Raw genomic sequence first — 19,822 nt, 5'->3', positions numbered from 1 at the left:
TTCATGGGAAAAATAGATAGTTAAATAAATAGACACAGAGATGAATTTTGTTGACGAGCTGCGTTGGAGGGGCATGCTACAGGACATTATGCCCGGAACAGAAGAACAATTAGAAAAAGGAGTAACTTCCGGTTATATCGGCTTTGATCCAACAGGCGATTCGTTGCATGTAGGTCATTTAACGCAAATAATGACTCTCATTCATTTTCAGCGAGCGGGACATAGACCGATCGCTTTGGTGGGAGGAGCCACCGGGATGATCGGAGATCCATCATTCAAATCAGCGGAAAGGAACTTGTTGGACGAGGAAACGCTTCGCCATAATGTTTCATGCTTGGAAAAGCAGTTGAGAAAATTCTTAGATTTTGACAACCGAAGTGGAAAAGGCAATGGAGCCATAATGGTCAATAACTATGATTGGTTCAAAGATTTTAAGTTTTTAGATTTCATACGTGATGTCGGAAAGCTTATCACTGTCAATTATATGATGGCAAAAGATTCAGTAAAAAAGCGATTAGAAGGTGAAAATGGCTTATCATTTACGGAGTTTTCTTACCAGCTTATCCAAGGCTATGATTTTTACTATCTATGGAAACATAAAGGTTGTATGATTCAAATGGGCGGATCGGATCAATGGGGTAATATCGTAACCGGTTCGGAGTTTATTAGAAGGCAGGAAGGAGGAAGTGCCTTTGGTTTAACAACTCAGTTGATAAAGAAGACAGACGGCACAAAATTTGGAAAAACTGAAAGTGGTGCCGTGTGGTTGGATCCTAAAAAAACGTCGCCCTATAAATATTATCAATTCTGGCTTAATGCAAGTGACGAAGACGCAAAAAATTGGATCAAAATTTTTTCCCTTAAAGATAAGGCCGAAATCGATTCGATTATCGCTGAACATGATGCTGCTCCACATTTACGAATTGTTCAAAAGGCGCTAGCCGAGGATATTACGATAAGAACACATTCGGTATCTGCTTACCAAATGGCCGTAAAGACTTCTGAGTTTTTATTTGGAAGCGGTTCTTTGGACTTTCTAAGTGGCATGGACGACGCAGATGTATTGGACGTCTTCGATGGTGTGCCACAGTCTGTAATTAGAAAAGAGGAGTTGAAAAACGGAATCAATGTTGTCGATCTCCTCTCTACCTACGCATCTGTTTTCCCTTCAAAAGGTGAAGCTCGGAAAATGATACAAGGTGGGGGCGTATCCATTAATAGGGAAAAAGTTGGATCGGTTGATCAAACGATTGACCTTTCAAACTTGATTAATAACAAATATATAATTGCACAAAAAGGTAAAAAGAACTATTTTTTACTTATTGCACAGTAAGCCCCTTTTTGAATGTCGGTTACCGGTTGTAGCTCAGCAGCCGGTAACAATAATAGCTATGAGCGAGTGGCTACTGGACCAATAGATTACAACCTCGGATATCACTTTGATCGAAGCGGCCCAATATTTCAAAATGATTATTACTTGAAACGCGACCGAGATCTTGTGTGGCAATAAAAGAGCAACTATTAAGATTAGCCAAGTCAATTATATTGACGCCTCCCGTTAATCCCTTCGGCAATTTGGTAAGTGGATCATTTACATCTCTTATTAATACTTTCATCCAAGGAGGACAGGCAAAAACGCCCTTTGCCTCAGAATAGGCTTGAGACAAAAGCTCAGTCATTCCATATTCGGAATGTATGGCGGTGACGCCGAAACCGGTGCACAATATATTATGCAATTCATCTCGGATCATTTCCTTCCGCTTACCTTTCATTCCACCGGTTTCCATAACGATCAACTCTTTAAAAGAAATGTTATAGTTTTCGACAAAATCAAGCAAAGCATAGGTGACGCCGATTAGCATGGTTGGAATTTTCAGGTTTTGAAGCTCCTTCAATCGTTCATATAAAGCCCGATGGTCATAAAGGAAATAACCGCTATATTGTGGATTGGAATCCTTAATCAGATCATCTACCATATAAATAAGTGAAGATCCTTCGCGTTCCAAATAAGAAGGAAGAAGGGCCAATAGGGCCATGTTTTTTATATCGCCATAAAAAAGCCTGAAAGCTCTTCTGAAACTCTCTTCGTACAAGCTCAAGTCGCTAACCAAATGCCTGCTTGGTTGCATACCGGTAGTTCCCGAACTTGAAAAAATAACTTGACTGATTTGATTATTCAGTATGACTTCTTTTGTTTTAAAAAATTCAATAGGCAGAAATGGAATTTCTTCTGTATGAGAAATATTGTTAGGATTACAGTTGAGATAGTCCAGGTATTCCTTATACACCGCATTCTCCAATGCTTGCTTCTTAAAAATTTGCAATGCAACTTGCTCAAATTGTTCCGATGAGCGTATTTGAAAAATTGCCCTTTTATCGATGTTTACCATATTTACTGAAAACAAAGATACGTGAAAATATTAAAATGCTTTTCTAATGTATTGTCCCGACAAGCCGGCAAAACCCGCTACAAGGCCACCGGGTATACCACTGATCAGCGTCATCCAGATCCAATTGAAAGAGCTTTCAGGTAAGCCCAGCAACAGGCCGACACGGTTAGCTAGTATGTGTCCGTTTAAATAACTTAGATAAAGGCTGTACAAAGCCCAAACACAATAGATTGCAGCAAAGCAAATGATGAAAGCTTTCCATGGCTTTTCGTTGAAAAGATAGGATACAATGACGGAAATTGGTATAATGATCCACCAAGGCAATACTAATTGAGCCGTAAAGATGATTACACAGAGTACGATAAACATTTTCATTATAATAGTATTTTAAAAAGCATGAAGTTTGCCTATTCACTTACGAAAGACAGAAGCAGATTTAGTTGGTAAGCGTAATTTTACTTACAATTCTGTTTTGCAGCTCATTTTTTTCACCTGTCAGGAATAGTAGTTCTTTGAGCTCTCCCTGAAGCCAGGCTTTCAACTGATTGTCATAATAAATGCTACCCGGATTTCCTGACGAGCCACCCGGTAATATGCCATAAGCCTTCGGCCTATGACCAAGTTCGACCACCATTCTCCAGGAAGGGCCGCTCTTTTCCTTGATTGCATTTATTGTACGCCCCGAACCATTGACGGGAAACTTAAAAGATGCCAATCCTTTTATACTCGCCAAGTGAAGAACACGTCGTTCATTGACCGTTCCCCACGCCCAAGTTTCATCGAGCGCACCATATTTTTCTTCCAGGTTCTGTAGGGCGTCGTGAAGTGATTTGGCGAACAGGGTAGCTCGAGGGCTTAGGGTGCCCGTCTTTTCCTTTCCATACCATATTGAATTAGGTTCATTGAGTAAGAGCTCGACGGTACGATCGCGATTGGGATAACGCATTTTCGCCGATTTTTTATCAAACCATTTGCTCCATAATGCATTTTCAATTTCTTTATACCATTGTTCAAAAATGGTTGCAGCAATAGAAGTTGCTTCATAACAATGATCCCAATTTCGCAATAAGGCAAGTGCTTTTCGATCAATGTCATTTAATTCCTGCACCCCTTCAGTAACAGACACCAAGGTATCCAGGATATCGTCCGCCAATATGCTTCTGTTATCGAGCTGAAGTAATCGAAGTGAATCAGCCGTTGCGTGTTCCAGTTTTGCTAGTCGTTCATTTATTCGATGCCCGCGATCATAGGGTGCATACTCCCAATTCAAATAATAAGGATAACTTTGATCAACCGGGGATTGATTTGCCGAACTGACAAAACCGCGTGATGGATTTTTAACGCTTGGGTTCTGCTCGGCAGGAATTCTGTCCGACCAATCGTTCTTGCTGTATTTTCCATCGAGTATAAATTTTCCATGTTCAAATGATTTTAATGGAAAATAGCCGTTTGGTGTAATAGCAATGTTATCCTGATTGTCAGCGAAAATAAAGTTCTGAGCAGGCGCAGTAAAAAATACCAGTGCTTTTCTGTAGTCACCATAGTTCTTGGCTCGATTCAACTCATAAAAGGTTCGCAAATCATTGGAGGGCAAATGGGCAACCCATTTCAAAGCTGCACCCGTTGGTATGTTGTTTGCTAAGTTGCTTTCGCTATTCAGCGGTTCTTCGGTGACGCTAATAGGACCGTGATGGGTGTAGTATACCGTATCGAATACAGTAGCACCTGATCTTACGTTGATTTTTTCTATTCTTTTCGTAGTTTTCTTCCATTCATCATCAACTAAATAGAAGTCTTTTTTTTTATCTTTAAAGGTAATTTGGTACCAATCTAATACGTCTGATCCGACATTAGTCACACCCCAGGCAATGTGCTGATTAAAGCCGATAATTACACAAGGGGCACCTGGGATAGAAACACCGCAAGTGTTGCTGGTGGAACTTTGAAGCTGTACCTGATACCAAATGCTTGGAAGTGTAAGGCTAAGATGTGGGTCATTTGCCAGTATTGGATAGCGCGTGCTGCTTTTTTGCGAAGATATTGCCCAATTATTGCTGCCTAAACCCTCTTCCTTGTTTCCTGCCAGTAAATTATTTTGATCAATAAACTTCATTAAAGAGAGTGACTCTTTGGGTTGTTCTACAGGTGTCTGAATTTTATTTGCAATGTTTGTTCCGTGTACCGCCTTAAATGGCCAAGGCGTTCCCTGTGGGATAATCGGATCTTCTCTAAAAGGATAGTTTGGAAATAAGTTGTCTGTTATTTCTTTTCCATGTGTCTTCAGGATGTTCGTCATATGAAGTTCATCGGTACTACCGGCGAGTGTAGCAGACATTAATTTCAGCAATAAGGCTGAATTTATAGGTTGCCAAGGTTCAGGTGCATAATCTAACAGTTTGAATTCCAAAGGGTAATCAGCAGGAGAGAGATCGGCGATATAAGCGTTTACACCATCGGCATAGGCTTCAAGGATAAGTTTACTAATAGGATCTTTCATACTTTCAGCTAGCATTCGCTCAGCACCCAACATCATACCCATTCTTCGTTGATACCGATCTAACGGAACTGCTTTTGCACCTACTACTTCCGCAAGTCTACCACTTGCATATCGCGTTTGAAAGTCCATTTGCCAAAGTCGGTCTTTCGCAGTAATGTAGCCCTGCGCAAAATAGAGATCATAATCGTTTCTGGCAGAAATGTGGGGGATGCGTTGGTCGTCATAAAAAATTTCGATGGTGTCTTTTATCCCTTTTACAAAAAAGCTTTGATTTTCTGTTTGCGAAAGGGGCTCTGCATTTTTCCAAAAGCCATCAAATGGACTTAAAAACTTTCCTAGAGGAGGGATATCCCCGATTTTTTTATTTAATACGAACGCTAAACCGATACATAGAAAAATAGCTAAGGCTGCTTTTAACTTCATAAGTCTATAGAATATAATGAACGGTTGTAATAGGTCACGACATAAAAGTAACTAAAAACGTCATTTCCTGCAACGTTTTTTAAAAGAAAAGGAGGTGATCTGGAGTGTGCGATACCCAAACTAACGTGTATATTTTGCAAATTACTTTTGTAATTCTTAAGAATAACTTTAATTTTACCGCACTCATCGGGAACGTTTTCATTACGTGTAGTGTTTCCTGAGGCCAATATAAACAGATTGTGTGTTGTCATGAAAGACGTTGACAATTGCCAATCTTAACAAAAGGTATCACCAATAAAATTAAAGTAAATTATGAATTTTTATCCAACGCCCGTTCCTTAAGCTTATCTAGCGATGTATGTATGTAAATGGCCAAATAAATTGGCCCAACAAGCTTCATTATAACCATTAAAACCAATCGAATGAAAAAGAATCATGTTGTCAGTTTTCTGGCGTATTTCATTTTTATGCTAAGCTCTCTCGTTTCTATGGCACAAAGTGGCAGTATAGCGGGAAAAGTTTTAGACGAAAACAACCAACCTTTACCAAGTGCTTCTATACAACTAAAAGAATTAAACAAATCCGTAGGAACGAATGTCGACGGGAATTTTAACATGGCTAATATTCCGAATGGAAGGTACACATTAGTTGCCTCGTTTGTCGGCTATATGCCGCAAGAAAAATCTGTCACGGTTTCAGGCCAGGCAGTTACGGTGACCTTTACCATGCAACCCGATGCGCAGGGTTTGGATGAAGTGGTGGTGGTAGGGTATGGTACCCAACGCAGAAGTGATTTAACGGGAGCTGTTGCTTCCGTTGGCGCCAAGGATTTCAACAAAGGCCCATTAGTTGCAGCCGATCAATTAATTCAGGGTAAGGTGTCCGGTGTGCAGATGATCAATAATAGCGGACAACCAGGGGGCGCTACTACCGTACGTATTCGTGGTAATTCGGCTGTTACAGGTACCGGGCAACCACTGTACGTAGTGGATGGCGTTGCTTTGGACGGGCGTTCAGCCAGACCGAGTCAAAGTGGCGGGATAGGTACGAGCCCGGCAGGAAATCCCTTGAGTTTTATTAATCCGGCGGACATTGCCTCGATGGAAATCTTAAAAGACGCGTCCGCAACGGCAATCTATGGTTCAAGAGCTGCTTACGGTGTCGTTTTAATCACAACAAAACGTGGTCAGGAGGGCGGCCTGAAGGTAGATGTCAACTCTTCCGGTGGGATAAGTAATATTATGAGAAGAATCGACATTCTTGACGGCAACCAATATCGAGACGCTTTAAACAAATATGGACTAACAACGGGTGATTTTGGCGATAATGTCGATGCTTTGGATGCGATATTGCGAACCGCTTACAATCAAAATCACAGCCTTTCATTAAGCGGAGGGAACGCTGATAATAAGTACAGAGCATCTTTTGGATATCAGGATCAGCAGGGTATTATCGAAAAAACCGGATTTAAAAGATACAGCGGTTCGTTTAATGGAAATTTCAAAATGCTTAAAAGTAAAAAATTGGGATTGGATGTGAGTTTAATAGCCAGCCAGACCAACGAAAATATAGCACCCCTGGCAACAGACGCAGGAGCGTCAGGTAGTTTACTAACACACGCTTTAGCCTGGAACCCAACTCGGCCATTGCGGAACCCGGATGGCAGTTTGCTGGTAGAACGTGGTAATATTGTTAATCCGCTAGCCATGTCTGAAGCTTATAACGATCGTTCTAATGTATCTACCATATTGGCAAGCTTGTCACCTTATTATAAGTTTAACGATTGGTTGGAGTATCGGATGTTGTTGAGTATTAACTATAACCGGGGAGAACGTCGATCATCCACGCGGAGTTTTATTAATCTTCCAAGTATTCAGGCGGAGCCCGCCAATAATTTCCCTGGGGGATATGCTAGTGTTGCTAATAATGAGCTCATAACTAAACAATTGACTCATACACTCTCATTTAATAGAGAAATTGCCTCCGACCTTAATCTAAACGCGGTGATAGGTTATGAATACATGGATTTCATCAATCGGGGCACCGACATGAATGCACGTGGTTTCGGCGATATTCCTGTAGATTATACCGATGTTATGCAAGCCACTGCACCTGGAAATAGAAATTTGAACTCTTTTAACGATCCTACTACGCAACTACAATCTTATTTCGGAAGGGCTACCTTTAATTTTAAAGATCGTTATCTATTGACTGCTACGGTTCGTATTGACGGTTCTACTCGATTTGGAGAAAATAACCGTTATGGAACCTTTCCTTCATTCGCGGGTGCTTGGAACCTGAAAAATGAAGACTTTATGGCGGATGTTGCTTGGTTGAATCAATTGAAGTTACGTGCCGGTTGGGGTAAAACAGGTAATCAAGAGTTTCCGTCGGGTTCATCACAACGTAGATATTCAATCGGATATGGAGGTGGTGGCCAAACCAGACCTATAAATAATAACGAGAATCCAGACTTACGTTGGCAATCGGATGAACAGATGAATGTGGGGCTGGATTTTGGTTTATTTAACGGTCGCTTGAGTGGTACGGTGGATTATTTTAATAAGAAAACAACGGATTTACTTTTTCCGCAAACACCACAATATCCTGCATCACCGGATGCATCTATTACTTGGATAAATTTGCCGGGAGAAGTAATTAACAAAGGGATCGAACTGAACCTAAATGGTGTAATCGTTGAAAATGATAATTTTCGATGGGATTTAGGGGCGAATGCAACGTTTGTAAGCAATAAGGTACGCAATTTAGGAGAAAATGAAATCATTAGAACCGGTAGCTTAAGCGGACAAGGGCTCAGTGATGTAACGGTGCAAGTAATTCAAAATAATTATCCGCTTTTTGCCTTCGTGACAAGGGAATATTTAGGATTGGATCAAGAAGGGTTTTCACAATATACAGACGACGGTTTTGTGTTTTATCGTGTGGGAAATCCAAATCCAAAAGTGTTATTAGGTATTAGTACAGCGTTAGATTATAAAAAATTCTCTTTCTCTGCAAACTTTAATGGAGCCCTCGGACAAGATATTTATAATAATACCGCTAATGCTGTATTACCTATATCTAATTTAGGGTCTAGAAACATTGCTTCGGAACTAGTAAATTCAAGCATATTAGAGTCGCCAGCCAATCCAATTGCAGCCTCATCACGTTATATTGAAAATGGAAGCTATTTAAAACTTGCCAACGCTACATTAAGTTACCGGGTAGGAGATGTTGGTAACTCCATTAAAAATTTAGGCATTTTTGTTAACGGGCAAAATTTATTTGTGATCACTAAATATAAAGGATTTGATCCTGAGGTGAATGTCAATAAATCGGTAAACAGCGTGCCTTCGGCGGGCATAGATAATGTGACCTATCCAACAGCCAGAACATTTAATTTAGGCGTCAACTTTTCATTATAAATTTTAGCGGAAGAATCATGAGAAATAAATATATAAAGGTCCTTTTACTTGCATTAGTTGCATTTACAGGATGTACAAAACTGGAAGAAGATCTTCATGGGCAAGTAGGTTCCGGTGGCGTTGGCAGCGATGATGTACCAGCGTTGTTAAATGCGGCCTATATTGCTATGCGCAATCCGTACTATGGTCCGTATGGTTGGTGGGCGCTACAGGAATTTCCTACCGATGAAGCTATAGTTCCTACGAGAGGCGGCGACTGGGACGATAACGGTGCTTGGCGAGCGCTTCATTTGCATCGATGGCAATCAGATCATACACGCGTTCACAGTGTGTTTAAAGATGTACTAGGAGTTAGCTATGCGGCAACGGATATTTTGCAGTATAATCCTACTCCCTCGCAAGAAGCCCAAGCTCGATTTCTCCGGGCTTTTGCCGAATTTTCCATTTTAGATGGTTGGGGACAGGTACCTTACCGTGACCCCGGAGAAAATGTTACGCAAAATCCGAGGGTCAGAACTGCGCAAGAAGAAATTGACTACCTGATTTCTGAAGTGACAGAAGTGTTAGACGATTTACCTACGGACAGAATTGATCGTGCTTCACAAGATGCAGCTAAAATTCTGTTGATGAAAATTTATTTAAATAAGGGAGCCTTTTTGAATCGTCAAGCGCCGACTTTTGCCAATGAAGATATGCAGGAAGTCGTTCGGTTGGCGGATGAGATTATCAATAGTGGAGAATACGCCTTAATTGATAATTATTATTTAAATTTCGCGCCAAATAATGGGCAATCGACAACCGAAAATATCTTTACAGGTGAAAATATCGGTGGAGAAAGTTCTGCTACCGGTATGACGAATATGTGGGTAGCTACATTACACTATAATCAAAATCCCCCGGGAAATAATGGTTTCTCTACTTTATCGGACTTCTATAATAAATTTGAAGAAAGTGACGTCCGGAGAGGCGGTGAATATCCCGGTGTAACTAATGTGAGTGGTGTAAGAGTTGGCTTTTTGGTGGGACAGCAAGTAAATCAAAATGGTGAAAACTTAACCGATAGACGAGGAAACCCTTTAGCCTTTACTCCAGAAGTTAGCATTATAGAAAGAGATCAGAATCATTTGGAAGTAGCTGGTATACGTGTTATTAAGTATCCAATTGACTATGCGAACGGTTCTACGAGCTTGTTAAATAATGATTGGGTATTCTACCGTTATTCGGATGTTTTATTAATGAAGGCCGAGGCGTTATTACGGTTGGGACAAACCGGCGAAGCCCTTAACTTAGTCAATCAAGTACGGACAAAGCGCGGTGCCAGCAGTTTTACCGAATTGAACGAACAGCTATTATTGGATGAATTAGGCCGGGAATTCTTTTGGGAAGGACATCGGAGAACTGATCTCATCCGTTTTGGCAGATTTCTGGAAGCCTGGCAAGAAAAACCGGCATCAGACGCGAAAAATCTGTTGTTCCCGATTCCTTTGAACCAATTGGGAAACCCAAATTATACACAAAATCCAGGATATTAGTATTCAAGCCGGGCAGTAGCTGCCCGGCTTGAATATTATTTAGTATTGTTGATTTCTTGCTGTTCCCTTAGTCGAGCCACATTGTTTTTTTCACCAAAATCACTGGTTTTTGAAGTGAAGTCTTCCATTAAACTTGTGACTGCATCCAGGTTATCTGCTGTGCGCTGATGGATTTCGGGAAGAATCTGTTCAAGACTTTTATCATCTACTTCAATGTTCTCTACTTCAATGTTACTTATTTTTTCAAGAATAGCCTGTTGGCTATTTCGCAAATCTTCTAATTGACGGACAATCTTTTCCATCAATTCAAACTTTTTTAGTTTATCCATATCTCAAGCTCTTGTTTTCCTAATCACTAACAAGAAATAAAATTAATTTGTTTGTCCAAGTAACATATTATAAGAAGATAGATTAGCAAAGCAGTTGGTTTACAATGCTTTGTAAGCTTGGAATAACGATCAGCTTTATCTAAGTTTGTTAATAGAATTATAAATAATGAGCCAAATAAACATCAAAAAATTAGCAGCCGCTTTGGGTTTATCTACCTCGACTGTTTCCCGAGCCTTTCGAAATAATAGCGATATCAATCCGCTTACTAAAGAGCGTATTTTACGCATGGCCGATGAATTAGGTTATTCACCTAACCTTTATGCTAGTAATCTGCGCGAATCAAAGAGTAAAACAATCGCCATCATCATTCCGGAATTTGATAATAACTTTTTCTCGCAAGCGATCAAAGGTATTGAGCAACAAGCGAGACGTAATGGCTACCATACATTGATTTATGTTACAGAAGATGATGTAAAACAGGAGGCCACATTTATCCGATCGTTATGCAATGGAAGGGTAGAGGGGGTGGTTATGTCAGCGTCAGGAGAGGGGTTAAAACATGTTCACTTAAATATGTTGAAAGAAAGGGGGATTCCATTAGTTTTTTTTGACCGCTGCTATGAAGACGTAGAAGCTACTTGTGTAACGGGAAACGACTATGAGAGCAGCTATGAAGCAACACTCCATTTAATCATGAACGGATGTAAGCGGATTGCTTACCTAGTGGTAAATAAGAATGTATCTATCGGGAAGATCAGGATGCAGGGTTATTTAGACGCGCTAAAGAGTGCCGGTTTACCATGTGAGGACGAGTTGATTATTGAATGCACAAACGATAAGGAAGAAATATATAAATCTATTAAACGATCTTTTGAGAAAATGAAACCCGATGGTGCTTTCGCCTCTGTTGAGCGGTTAGCAATGACTACTTTGCGATATTGCGCAGATGTAAAATTGGAGATTCCTTCAGATTTTAAACTGGTTTGCTTTTCTTGCTTGGAAATTGCCGATATGCTGAACCCTCCTTTAAGTACTATTAAGCAACCAGCTTTCGAGATGGGCAAACGCGCCGCAGAAATTTTATTTGAGGCTTTATGCAATAAGGAGTCCGTAACGGAAAAGCAGGTTATTCTTCTTCCTTCGACTATTATTCCCCGAAAATCAACTGCCGTTGTTAATAACTAAGTGTTTGTTTAATACTAAAGCAATCGGTCTTTAAACAGAGCCAAACTGCCTAGTTTGCGTTACCCTAGCATGAATCAACTAACTAAACCACGTCTCAGCACTTTGCAAATATTTAATATGAGCTTAGGCTTCTTAGGAATCCAAATAGGTTTTGCGCTTCAGAACGGAAACGCTTCCAGAATATTGCAAACCTTTGGTGCTGATGTCGAACATTTGTCTTTATTCTGGTTAGCCGCGCCTTTAACCGGTATGATTGTGCAACCACTCGTAGGGCATTACAGCGATCGGACGTGGGGCAGGCTCGGCAGGAGGCGTCCTTATTTTCTAACCGGGGCGTTATTAACGGCTATTGCCCTATTATTGATGCCAAACGCCGCGGTTTTAACAACAATTTTACCTCCGTTGATAATAGGAGCGGGTATGTTAATGATAATGGATGCTTCCATTAATGTGACGATGGAACCATTCAGGGCGTTGGTCGCCGATAATTTACCCAATGAGCAAAGGAGTAAAGGCTTTTCTGTGCAAAGTTTTCTTATTGGAGTCGGCGCAGTTGTTGGTTCCTGGTTACCCTATGTGTTAGCAGAGTTCTTGGGTGTCTCTAAATTAGCAACGGAAGGGCATCTTCCCGACAATGTAGTCTTTTCGTTCTATATAGGCGCTTTCATCCTGGTGATGAGCGTAATGTGGACGGTGGTGACGACAAAGGAGTATACACCGGCAGAACTGAATGCCTTCGAAAAATCCGAGAATAGAACTACTATCAATCAGAAAGACATAAGAGGTTTAACGGCTATTCTGAACGATTTAAAACAGATGCCAAAAGCAATGAAACAATTGGGCCTTGTACAATTTTTCTCTTGGTTTGCATTATTCTCTATGTGGGTTTTTAGTACACCTGCAATAGCAGAACATGTTTATAGTGTTAAAGTAGGAGATTCGTCCTCAATCGATTTTGCAAATGCCGGCAATTGGGTTGGTGTGTTATTCGGTATTTACAATGCAGTTTCAGCCCTTTATGCATTAGTTTTACCAAGAATAGCTAAATATTTCGGACAGAGCGCTACCCATGCCATATCACTTTCGTTGGGAGGATTCGCTTTGTTGTCTATTTTTTTTATCCGCGATCCGTACCTTTTGACCCTGCCCATGCTGGGTATCGGTATTGCGTGGGCGAGCATTTTGGCTATGCCTTATGCCATTCTTTCTGCAAATTTACCAGCTAATAAAATGGGTGTATATATGGGTATTTTTAACATCTTTATCACTTTTCCACAGATTATAAACGGCCTTTGTATCGGTTATATCATAAAGTATGTGTTTAATGGAAAGGCCGTTTATGCACTTATATTGGCAGGTTTTTTTATGTTGTTTGCCGCTATTTCGGTATTAAAGATTAAAGGTAATGCACAAGATTAAGTACCTAAAAGGCACCTATCATAGGCTATTCATTCAGACGCTGTTATTCTCCCTAACGACACTAAACGCGTTACGTATTTTCCAATAATATCAAATTCCAGGTTAACCCGATCACCGACTTTTACCATATGCATAGATGTATGCTCAAACGTATAGGGTATGATTGCTACCGAAAACCTATCTTCTTTTGAATCCACTACGGTTAAGCTTATTCCATTTACCGCTATGGAGCCCTTTTCTACTGTGATATTTCCGACAGAAGGATCATATTGAAAGGTATATATCCAGCTCCCAAGCTCATCCTTAATTTGGATACAAGTGGCGGTTTGGTCTACATGCCCTTGAACGATATGTCCGTCTAAACGACTTCCAACTAATGTACACCGCTCCAAATTTAATTTGTCACCTTCTTTTACTTCATCAAAATTGCTTTTTGTTAACGTTTCCTGAATAGCGGTCACGGTGTGACGGCCAGGACTAAGAGCCACCACCGTAAGGCACACCCCGTTATGAGATACACTTTGATCTATCTTAAAATCATCTGAAATATCGGAAGCTATCGTTAGATGCAAGTTTGTGTCCTCTCGTTTTATATTTTTTACAATTCCCAATGTTTCGATAATGCCTGTAAACATGTTTCCGGTTTTTTTAACAAAGGTACATTTCCATTTGATATCCTAAAACAATTCGGTGTCATGAAGTAGCTAATTGTAAAAAGTACACTATATATTACCATAAATATGGAGATACAAAAACAAGTTTTTCAGTGTTATTAATGCTGTTTTTATACCAATTGTATAAACGGTATAATAAAATTGTGTATTAATTTTTCTGTATTTACTTGTAATAATATCCTGAAAGGTGTATTTTGTGCCACGATTTTCAGGTTTTGCAGCGTATTTTGTTTTTGAACGCTTGCTTGAGAGAAATTTTTTAAATTAGAAAATGATATAAATCAATATTAACTAAAACCAATAACATGATCATTATTGCAGATGGCGGTTCAACCAAAACGAATTGGTGCCTGATCAATGACTCCGGTAAAAAAATCTATTTTAACACTGAAGGGTATAATCCTTATTTTGTATCGAGCGATTACATTGTAAGTTCTTTGAAAAAGGGGCTTCCAAAAGATTTGCCGTTCAGTGAAGTAAGAGAGGTCAACTATTACGGTGCGGGGGTTCACAACGAAGAAAAAGCGGCTATTGTTGCAATGGCTATCAAACAAGTATTTAGTCGATCGGAAGTATTTGTAGGACACGATTTGTTAGCAGCTGCCAGGGCTTTGTTAAAAGACAAAGCTGGATTTGCTGCCATTTTAGGAACAGGAACCAATACCTGTATTTATGATGGAAAAGACATCGTTCAGAATATTGATTCTGCAGCCTATATATTGGGTGATGAGGGCAGCGGATGCTATATTGGAAAAAAACTTTTAACAGATTATGTACGCGGCTACATGCCAAGTGATGTAAGAGAAGTTTTTTGGGAAACATTTAAGCTTACGCCGGATGATGTAATGGACGCTGTTTACACCAAGCCACTGGCGAATCGATTCTGCGCGAGCTTTAGTAAGTTCGTTTACGATATCATGATCAATATCGAATATTCACGAGGATTGGTAAAGAGCTCTTTTGAAGATTTCTTTAAGAATTTAGTTGTTCATTATCCTGACTATCAAAAATATTCATTTAACTGTATCGGCTCCGTAGCTTATAACTTCCGGAATGTCTTGGAGGAGACGGCACATGAGTTTGGTATGGAGTTTGGCAGAATTGTTCGGTCACCGATCGATGACCTGGTGAAGTTTCATCAAGAGAAAATTAATGCTTAGTTAAACTTGGCATAGTCTATAAAAAGTAAAGGGTTTCTAAAGACCCTTTACTTTTTTAAGAAAAGTTCAACTCATTTTTAAAGATCTTATTGTATTTTCGCTTATCAAATTTGTACAGTTTGGCGGCACGATAGGAAACCCCTTTTTGCTTTTCATCCAATTCTTTTAAGACATTGTATTTAAGCATCTTCTTTCTGAAATTTCTTTTATCTAGTTTTTTGTCCCAAATAGCTTCATACAGTTGTTGCAATTGGGTAAGCGTGAATTTTTCAGGAAGCAGTTCAAAAGCTATCGGACTGTGACTGACTTTACGCCGTATTTTTTCTATGCTTTTTTCTATTATATTTCGGTGGTCGAAAGCAAGTTCAGGCAGGTTGTTAAGGGGGTGCCACTGCGCTTTTCTCACGTAGTTGGTGGACGGCTTCAGATTGAGGTTGACAGCTTCCAATCGCAACATAGCATAGTATGCCACCGTTATGATTCTTCCTTGAGGGTGTCTTTTTAGGTCACCGAAGGTATAGAGCTGTTCCATATATATTCCCTTTAACCCCGTGTGTTCCAGTAAAATACGTTTAACTGCATCATCGATCGTTTCATTGTGTTCAACAAAAAAACCCGGAAGTCCCCACCAATCTTTGAAAGGATATTCATTTCTTTCAATTAAAAGGACTTTCAGCTCACCTTCGTTAAAACCAAAAATAACACAGTCAGCCGTAAATATAGATTGTAGATGTGGTAAGTTTGATTGCAAAATTCTGTTTTTTAAGGTTCAATTAAATATCCAATTCTCAGTTCCATAGACGCCCATAAAATTGAGCAATTGATTGCTAATTTCAAAACGTTAGGTACTTTAGGCAAATAAACTCAAAATTATGGAAGAAAACTATAAAAGCAAAAAACTTATCCACTTCCGCTACGTTTTTAGTATTTTTAGAATGTTCGTAACGAAAGAATAAAAGCTGATGCGAAAAAGTAAAAAAAAATACAAATAAATAGCAATAGTGTAAGAAATACACCTTATATTCGTGCTTTGATGTGAAGTGAAGCAACCTAATACGCACGCTAACGCTATATTTTAATGAGCAATGCGGATGTGTTTCTTCAATTCATAATGAAAGTTAAATTCAAGTGAAACCTATATAGATTATTTACAGTGGACAATTCAATCAAACGTATAGGCGTATTTACTTCAGGGGGAGATGCTCCAGGGATGAACGCATGTATTCGGGCGGTAGTTCGTACCGCCATTTATGAAGGCAAAAAAGTAAGTGGTATATTGCATGGATATCAAGGAATGATCGATGGGAATATCATCGATATGAATAGTCGTTCGGTCAGTAATATTCTTCAACTGGGAGGTACTATTTTAAAAACAGCACGTTGCTTGGACTTTAGAACACCTGAAGGACGTAAAAAGGCCTATGATAATATAAGAGCACAGGGAATTGATGCTTTGGTAGCTATTGGAGGAGATGGAACTTTTACCGGGGCCGAAGTGTTCTCCAGGGAGTATGATATTCCGGTTGTTGGCGTACCAGGTACTATAGACAATGATTTATACGGATCCGACTTTACCTTGGGATATGATACAGCTAACAACACGGTGATTGATGCAATAGATAAGATCCGTGATACAGCGGCTTCTCATGATCGTTTGTTTTTTATTGAGGTAATGGGACGCGATTCGGGCTGCATTGCCTTAAACTGCGGTATTGCAGGAGGTGCTGAGGCCATTTTGTTACCTGAGAAGGAAACAGGTATTGACGAGCTTATTCAAAAATTGGAAAATGCTGCGAAAGACAAGAAAACTTCTACCATTGTAATTGTTGCTGAAGGTGATAAAAATGGAGGGGCATATAATGTAGCTAAAAGGGTTCAGGAAAAGTTCGATTTTTATGATACCAAAGTTACCATATTAGGCCATTTGCAAAGGGGCGGCTCTCCGAGCAGCTTTGACCGTGTATTGGCCAGCCGGCTGGGCTTTGCAGCCGTTAAAAGGCTATTAAGAGGTGAGACAAGGATAATGGTTGGTTTGCGGGGAAATGATATTGTGACAACCCCTTTGGAGGTTGCGCTCCGAAGCAAGGAATTTAAATTAGCCGATGATATGATCGAAATGATGAATGTTTTAGCGATTTAGTCAATTAAGATGATTGCCGTAGTGTACAGTGGTTCGAGATTTGCTGATTGGCGATTAGCCGATAAGGGTAAGGTTGTTGCCGGGTTTAAAACTATGGGTATTAATCCTTATCATAATGATGAGCGGTACATAAGCCAGGTTTTGAACAAGAACAACAGTCTGATAAACTACGCTGAAAAAATAAAGAAGATTTATTTCTTCGGTGCAGGTGCCTCTTCTGATGAGCGTAAGGAGACGGTTTACAATGCCTTTAAGGAATTTTTCCGCTATAGCAAAGTGCTTGTTGAGCACGATATGCTGGCAGCTGCCCTCGCTACGGGAGGCAATGAGCAGGCGCTTGTAGGGATATTAGGCAGTGGCTCCAATGCTGCCTATTATGATGGCAAAAGAATTTACGAGACTAACTACGGGCTAGGCTATATTTTGGCAGACGAGGGTTCGGCAAATTGGATGGGCAGATATCTTCTGCGAAATTATTTATCCGAAACTTTACCCATTGATCTCGAGAATAAGTTCACCAGCTATTATCCTCTTGATCGGAAGCAAATTATGGATAAAGTTTACAGGAATCCAAATGCTGCATTATTTCTAAGCTCCTTTGCCGACTTTGTTGCAGAACAAAAAAGTCATGAATTCGTTCATAATATGGTGATGGAGGGTTTCAATTTATTGTTTGAAACGTATTTTGTTCCGTTGAAAGAGCGGTATCATTATCCGAAAATAAATTTTACCGGAAGTGTGGCTGCCGGTTATGAGCCCTGGTTAAGGCAAGTAGCTAATAATCATGGCATGGAAGTGGGAGTGGTTATCAAAGAGCCGATTCAGAATCTTTTAAATTATTATTTAAATAAAAATTAGTTAAAATGAAAATTGGAATTAATGGATTTGGACGTATAGGACGTCTTGCATTTAGGGCTGCTATAAACCGTGAAGGTATAGAAGTTGTTGGTATCAACGATTTAGTTGATCCGGAATACATGGCCTATATGTTAAAATACGATTCTACACATGGTCGTTTTGATGGAACGGTAGAGGCAAAAGATGGAAATTTAATCGTTAATGGAAAAACTATTCGTGTAACAGCCGAAAAAGATCCTGCAAATTTGAAATGGGGAGATGTAGGCGCCGAGGTAATTGTTGAATCAACAGGTTTGTTCCTAACGCAAGAAACTGCTCAAAAACATATTGATGCCGGTGCTAAGAAAGTGGTAATGTCAGCTCCCGCTAAAGACGACACGCCTACATTTGTCATGGGTGTAAATCATAAAGAACTAAGACCTGATCAACATATCGTTTCAAACGCGTCTTGTACTACCAATTGTTTGGCTCCGCTTGTAAAAGTGTTGCACGACAAATGGGGAATCGTTGAAGGTTTGATGAGCACCGTACATGCTGTAACAGCTACCCAAAAAACGGTGGATGGCCCTTCCGTAAAAGACTGGAGAGGAGGACGTGGTGCTTATCAGAATATCATCCCTTCTTCAACAGGTGCTGCTAAGGCGGTAGGCTTGGTTATCCCTTCAATCAAAGGTAAATTAACGGGTATGTCTTTCCGCGTTCCTGTTCCTGATGTATCGGTAGTGGATTTAACAGCTCGTTTAGAGAAACCAGCTACATACGAAGAAATTAAGCAAGCTTTCAAAGACGCATCAGAAGGCGAATTAAAAGGTATTCTAGGATACACTGAAGATGACGTTGTTTCAGAAGACTTTAAAGGGGATGCAAGAACCTCTATTTTCGATGCAAAAGCAGGTATTGCTTTGAACGATAATTTTGTAAAAGTCGTTTCCTGGTACGATAATGAATGGGGATATTCCAATAAACTGATCGACTTGGTTCAGGAAATTGGCAAATTGTAAAATTGTTAAGTAGTTAAGTAGGTAAATAGTTAAATCAACTATATGCCTACTTAACGTTTTAGCTATTTAACATCGCTACTATCTTCCTAATTTTATGCTCATTACTTACCTCGATCGTATCGCCCATATTGGTTATTGCCATGTTGTGATAGATCATTTTACTTGGAATAGGTTCTTTTGCTGATGTATGGAATTCTTTAGCATTGGTCGATTTTTTTAATTCTGTAATGTTTTGTTCATTAATGCCCGAACCAGGCATAATGACGATTCTATCACCTGCCTTTTCAACTAAGGTCTTTAAGAATGCAGTTCCTTCTGTCGCAGTATTTTCCATACCCGATGTCAATATACGTTCGCAGCCACATTCTATAATATCTTCTAGCGCTTTTAAACCATCATTGCTGCAGTCGAAGGCGCGATGGAAGGTAACACCCATTGGAGAGGCTAGTTTAACCAATTCTTTCGTTCGCTCGATGTCTACATTCCCATCTTGATCTAGTAGACCAATCACTATACCATCGCAGCCAAGCTGTTTGCATATAGCGATATCTTCTTTCATGACGGTAAATTCATCATCAGAATAAAAGAAGTCTCCTGCACGTGGTCTAACCAGTACATATACCTTTATTTTAAGCAGCTTGCGAACGCTTTTTATGGTTCCATAGGAAGGTGTTGTTCCGCCTTCATTTAAATTCTCACAAAGCTCGATGCGTTGGGCACCGCCAAGTTGCGCGGACAAAGCGGATGCAAGTGAGTTTGCACATATTTCGAGTGTCATATGTAGTTGT

The 19,822-nt window shown here is 39.9% G+C and carries 16 protein-coding genes; 9 read left to right on the top strand and 7 right to left on the bottom strand.

From position 1 onward, the window contains the following. The first annotated feature begins 40 nt into the window (after window positions 1-40). The gene (tyrS, locus tag FKG96_RS16725) at window positions 41-1,333 is read left to right on the top strand and encodes a tyrosine--tRNA ligase (RefSeq protein ID WP_130855829.1); all 1,293 of its coding nucleotides are present in this window, start codon (window positions 41-43) and stop codon (window positions 1,331-1,333) included. 70 nt (window positions 1,334-1,403) lie between these two features. On the opposite strand, the gene FKG96_RS16720 is transcribed toward tyrS, so the two are convergent. The 3 genes from FKG96_RS16720 to FKG96_RS16710 all read right to left on the bottom strand — a co-directional run bounded on the left by FKG96_RS16720 (window position 1,404) and on the right by FKG96_RS16710 (window position 5,310). Further along, entirely contained in the window at window positions 1,404-2,390 is a 987-nt protein-coding gene (locus FKG96_RS16720) for an acyl transferase (RefSeq protein ID WP_130855830.1), read from the bottom strand. A 30-nt stretch (window positions 2,391-2,420) separates the two neighbouring features. Next, window positions 2,421-2,765, bottom strand: coding sequence for a hypothetical protein (locus FKG96_RS16715; protein ID WP_130855831.1), 345 nt, complete (start codon window positions 2,763-2,765; stop codon window positions 2,421-2,423). Between the two features lie 61 nt (window positions 2,766-2,826). Next, window positions 2,827-5,310: a penicillin acylase family protein gene (locus FKG96_RS16710; protein ID WP_130855832.1), complete on the bottom strand. Its 2,484-nt coding sequence runs from the start codon at window positions 5,308-5,310 to the stop codon at window positions 2,827-2,829. Between the two features lie 422 nt (window positions 5,311-5,732). On the opposite strand from FKG96_RS16710, the gene FKG96_RS16705 reads away from it, so the two are divergent. Continuing rightward, window positions 5,733-8,735 carry a TonB-dependent receptor gene (locus FKG96_RS16705; protein ID WP_013667153.1) on the top strand — a complete coding sequence of 1,001 codons (3,003 nt, stop codon included), beginning with the start codon at window positions 5,733-5,735 and terminating at the stop codon, window positions 8,733-8,735. A gap of 17 nt (window positions 8,736-8,752) precedes the next feature. Beyond that, the gene (locus FKG96_RS16700) at window positions 8,753-10,267 is read left to right on the top strand and encodes a RagB/SusD family nutrient uptake outer membrane protein (protein ID WP_130855833.1); all 1,515 of its coding nucleotides are present in this window, start codon (window positions 8,753-8,755) and stop codon (window positions 10,265-10,267) included. 35 nt (window positions 10,268-10,302) lie between these two features. Here the strand turns inward: FKG96_RS16700 and FKG96_RS16695 are convergent, their stop codons facing one another. Continuing rightward, window positions 10,303-10,596, bottom strand: coding sequence for a hypothetical protein (locus FKG96_RS16695; RefSeq protein ID WP_013667151.1), 294 nt, complete (start codon window positions 10,594-10,596; stop codon window positions 10,303-10,305). A 166-nt stretch (window positions 10,597-10,762) separates the two neighbouring features. On the opposite strand from FKG96_RS16695, the gene FKG96_RS16690 reads away from it, so the two are divergent. Then, entirely contained in the window at window positions 10,763-11,782 is a 1,020-nt protein-coding gene (locus FKG96_RS16690) for a LacI family DNA-binding transcriptional regulator (RefSeq protein WP_130855834.1), read from the top strand. A 117-nt stretch (window positions 11,783-11,899) separates the two neighbouring features. Continuing rightward, a complete protein-coding gene (locus tag FKG96_RS16685; protein ID WP_242627175.1) occupies window positions 11,900-13,201 on the top strand; it encodes an MFS transporter in 1,302 nt (433 codons plus the stop codon). 29 nt (window positions 13,202-13,230) lie between these two features. Here FKG96_RS16685 and FKG96_RS16680 read toward each other — a convergent pair whose 3' ends face one another. Continuing rightward, window positions 13,231-13,836 carry a riboflavin synthase gene (locus FKG96_RS16680; RefSeq protein WP_130855836.1) on the bottom strand — a complete coding sequence of 202 codons (606 nt, stop codon included), beginning with the start codon at window positions 13,834-13,836 and terminating at the stop codon, window positions 13,231-13,233. Window positions 13,837-14,180: 344 nt separating this feature from the next. On the opposite strand from FKG96_RS16680, the gene FKG96_RS16675 reads away from it, so the two are divergent. After that, window positions 14,181-15,035 (top strand): N-acetylglucosamine kinase, encoded by an 855-nt coding sequence (locus FKG96_RS16675; RefSeq protein ID WP_013667147.1) that lies wholly within the window; start codon window positions 14,181-14,183, stop codon window positions 15,033-15,035. A 55-nt stretch (window positions 15,036-15,090) separates the two neighbouring features. On the opposite strand, the gene FKG96_RS16670 is transcribed toward FKG96_RS16675, so the two are convergent. After that, on the bottom strand, window positions 15,091-15,786 hold the full coding sequence (locus FKG96_RS16670) for an NUDIX domain-containing protein (protein WP_013667146.1): 696 nt from the start codon (window positions 15,784-15,786) through the stop codon (window positions 15,091-15,093). A 402-nt stretch (window positions 15,787-16,188) separates the two neighbouring features. Here FKG96_RS16670 and pfkA point away from each other — a divergent pair, with 402 nt between their 5' ends. Genes pfkA through gap form a run of 3 tightly spaced genes read left to right on the top strand, consistent with a single transcriptional unit; the run spans window position 16,189 to window position 19,034 of the window. Then, window positions 16,189-17,175, top strand: coding sequence for a 6-phosphofructokinase (pfkA, locus tag FKG96_RS16665; protein WP_130855837.1), 987 nt, complete (start codon window positions 16,189-16,191; stop codon window positions 17,173-17,175). Between the two features lie 9 nt (window positions 17,176-17,184). Then, window positions 17,185-18,033 (top strand): hypothetical protein, encoded by an 849-nt coding sequence (locus FKG96_RS16660; protein ID WP_130855838.1) that lies wholly within the window; start codon window positions 17,185-17,187, stop codon window positions 18,031-18,033. Window positions 18,034-18,038: 5 nt separating this feature from the next. Further along, window positions 18,039-19,034: a type I glyceraldehyde-3-phosphate dehydrogenase gene (gene gap / locus FKG96_RS16655; RefSeq protein ID WP_013667143.1), complete on the top strand. Its 996-nt coding sequence runs from the start codon at window positions 18,039-18,041 to the stop codon at window positions 19,032-19,034. A gap of 58 nt (window positions 19,035-19,092) precedes the next feature. Here the strand turns inward: gap and FKG96_RS16650 are convergent, their stop codons facing one another. Beyond that, the gene (locus FKG96_RS16650; RefSeq protein WP_130855839.1) at window positions 19,093-19,812 is read right to left on the bottom strand and encodes a copper homeostasis protein CutC; all 720 of its coding nucleotides are present in this window, start codon (window positions 19,810-19,812) and stop codon (window positions 19,093-19,095) included. Window positions 19,813-19,822: the final 10 nt, after the last annotated feature.

Source organism: Olivibacter sp. LS-1 (assembly GCF_008245145.1).
GTDB lineage: Bacteria > Bacteroidota > Bacteroidia > Sphingobacteriales > Sphingobacteriaceae > Olivibacter > Olivibacter oleidegradans.
Note: the sequence above shows the minus strand (reverse complement) of the source record. Positions and strands in the feature narration are given on the sequence as shown.

What these genes read in the sequence shown, in the direction of transcription:
- gap (WP_013667143.1), top strand. Translation starts at nt 18,039, where the DNA reads ATGAAAATTGGAATTAATGGATTTGGACGTATAGGACGTCTTGCATTT.
- FKG96_RS16710 (WP_130855832.1), bottom strand. Translation starts at nt 5,310, where the DNA reads ATGAAGTTAAAAGCAGCCTTAGCTATTTTTCTATGTATCGGTTTAGCG.
- FKG96_RS16680 (WP_130855836.1), bottom strand. Translation starts at nt 13,836, where the DNA reads ATGTTTACAGGCATTATCGAAACATTGGGAATTGTAAAAAATATAAAA.
- FKG96_RS16650 (WP_130855839.1), bottom strand. Translation starts at nt 19,812, where the DNA reads ATGACACTCGAAATATGTGCAAACTCACTTGCATCCGCTTTGTCCGCG.
- FKG96_RS16715 (WP_130855831.1), bottom strand. Translation starts at nt 2,765, where the DNA reads ATGAAAATGTTTATCGTACTCTGTGTAATCATCTTTACGGCTCAATTA.
- FKG96_RS16675 (WP_013667147.1), top strand. Translation starts at nt 14,181, where the DNA reads ATGATCATTATTGCAGATGGCGGTTCAACCAAAACGAATTGGTGCCTG.
- FKG96_RS16720 (WP_130855830.1), bottom strand. Translation starts at nt 2,390, where the DNA reads ATGGTAAACATCGATAAAAGGGCAATTTTTCAAATACGCTCATCGGAA.
- tyrS (WP_130855829.1), top strand. Translation starts at nt 41, where the DNA reads ATGAATTTTGTTGACGAGCTGCGTTGGAGGGGCATGCTACAGGACATT.
- FKG96_RS16705 (WP_013667153.1), top strand. Translation starts at nt 5,733, where the DNA reads ATGAAAAAGAATCATGTTGTCAGTTTTCTGGCGTATTTCATTTTTATG.
- FKG96_RS16685 (WP_242627175.1), top strand. Translation starts at nt 11,900, where the DNA reads ATGAGCTTAGGCTTCTTAGGAATCCAAATAGGTTTTGCGCTTCAGAAC.
- FKG96_RS16690 (WP_130855834.1), top strand. Translation starts at nt 10,763, where the DNA reads ATGAGCCAAATAAACATCAAAAAATTAGCAGCCGCTTTGGGTTTATCT.
- FKG96_RS16660 (WP_130855838.1), top strand. Translation starts at nt 17,185, where the DNA reads ATGATTGCCGTAGTGTACAGTGGTTCGAGATTTGCTGATTGGCGATTA.
- FKG96_RS16695 (WP_013667151.1), bottom strand. Translation starts at nt 10,596, where the DNA reads ATGGATAAACTAAAAAAGTTTGAATTGATGGAAAAGATTGTCCGTCAA.
- FKG96_RS16700 (WP_130855833.1), top strand. Translation starts at nt 8,753, where the DNA reads ATGAGAAATAAATATATAAAGGTCCTTTTACTTGCATTAGTTGCATTT.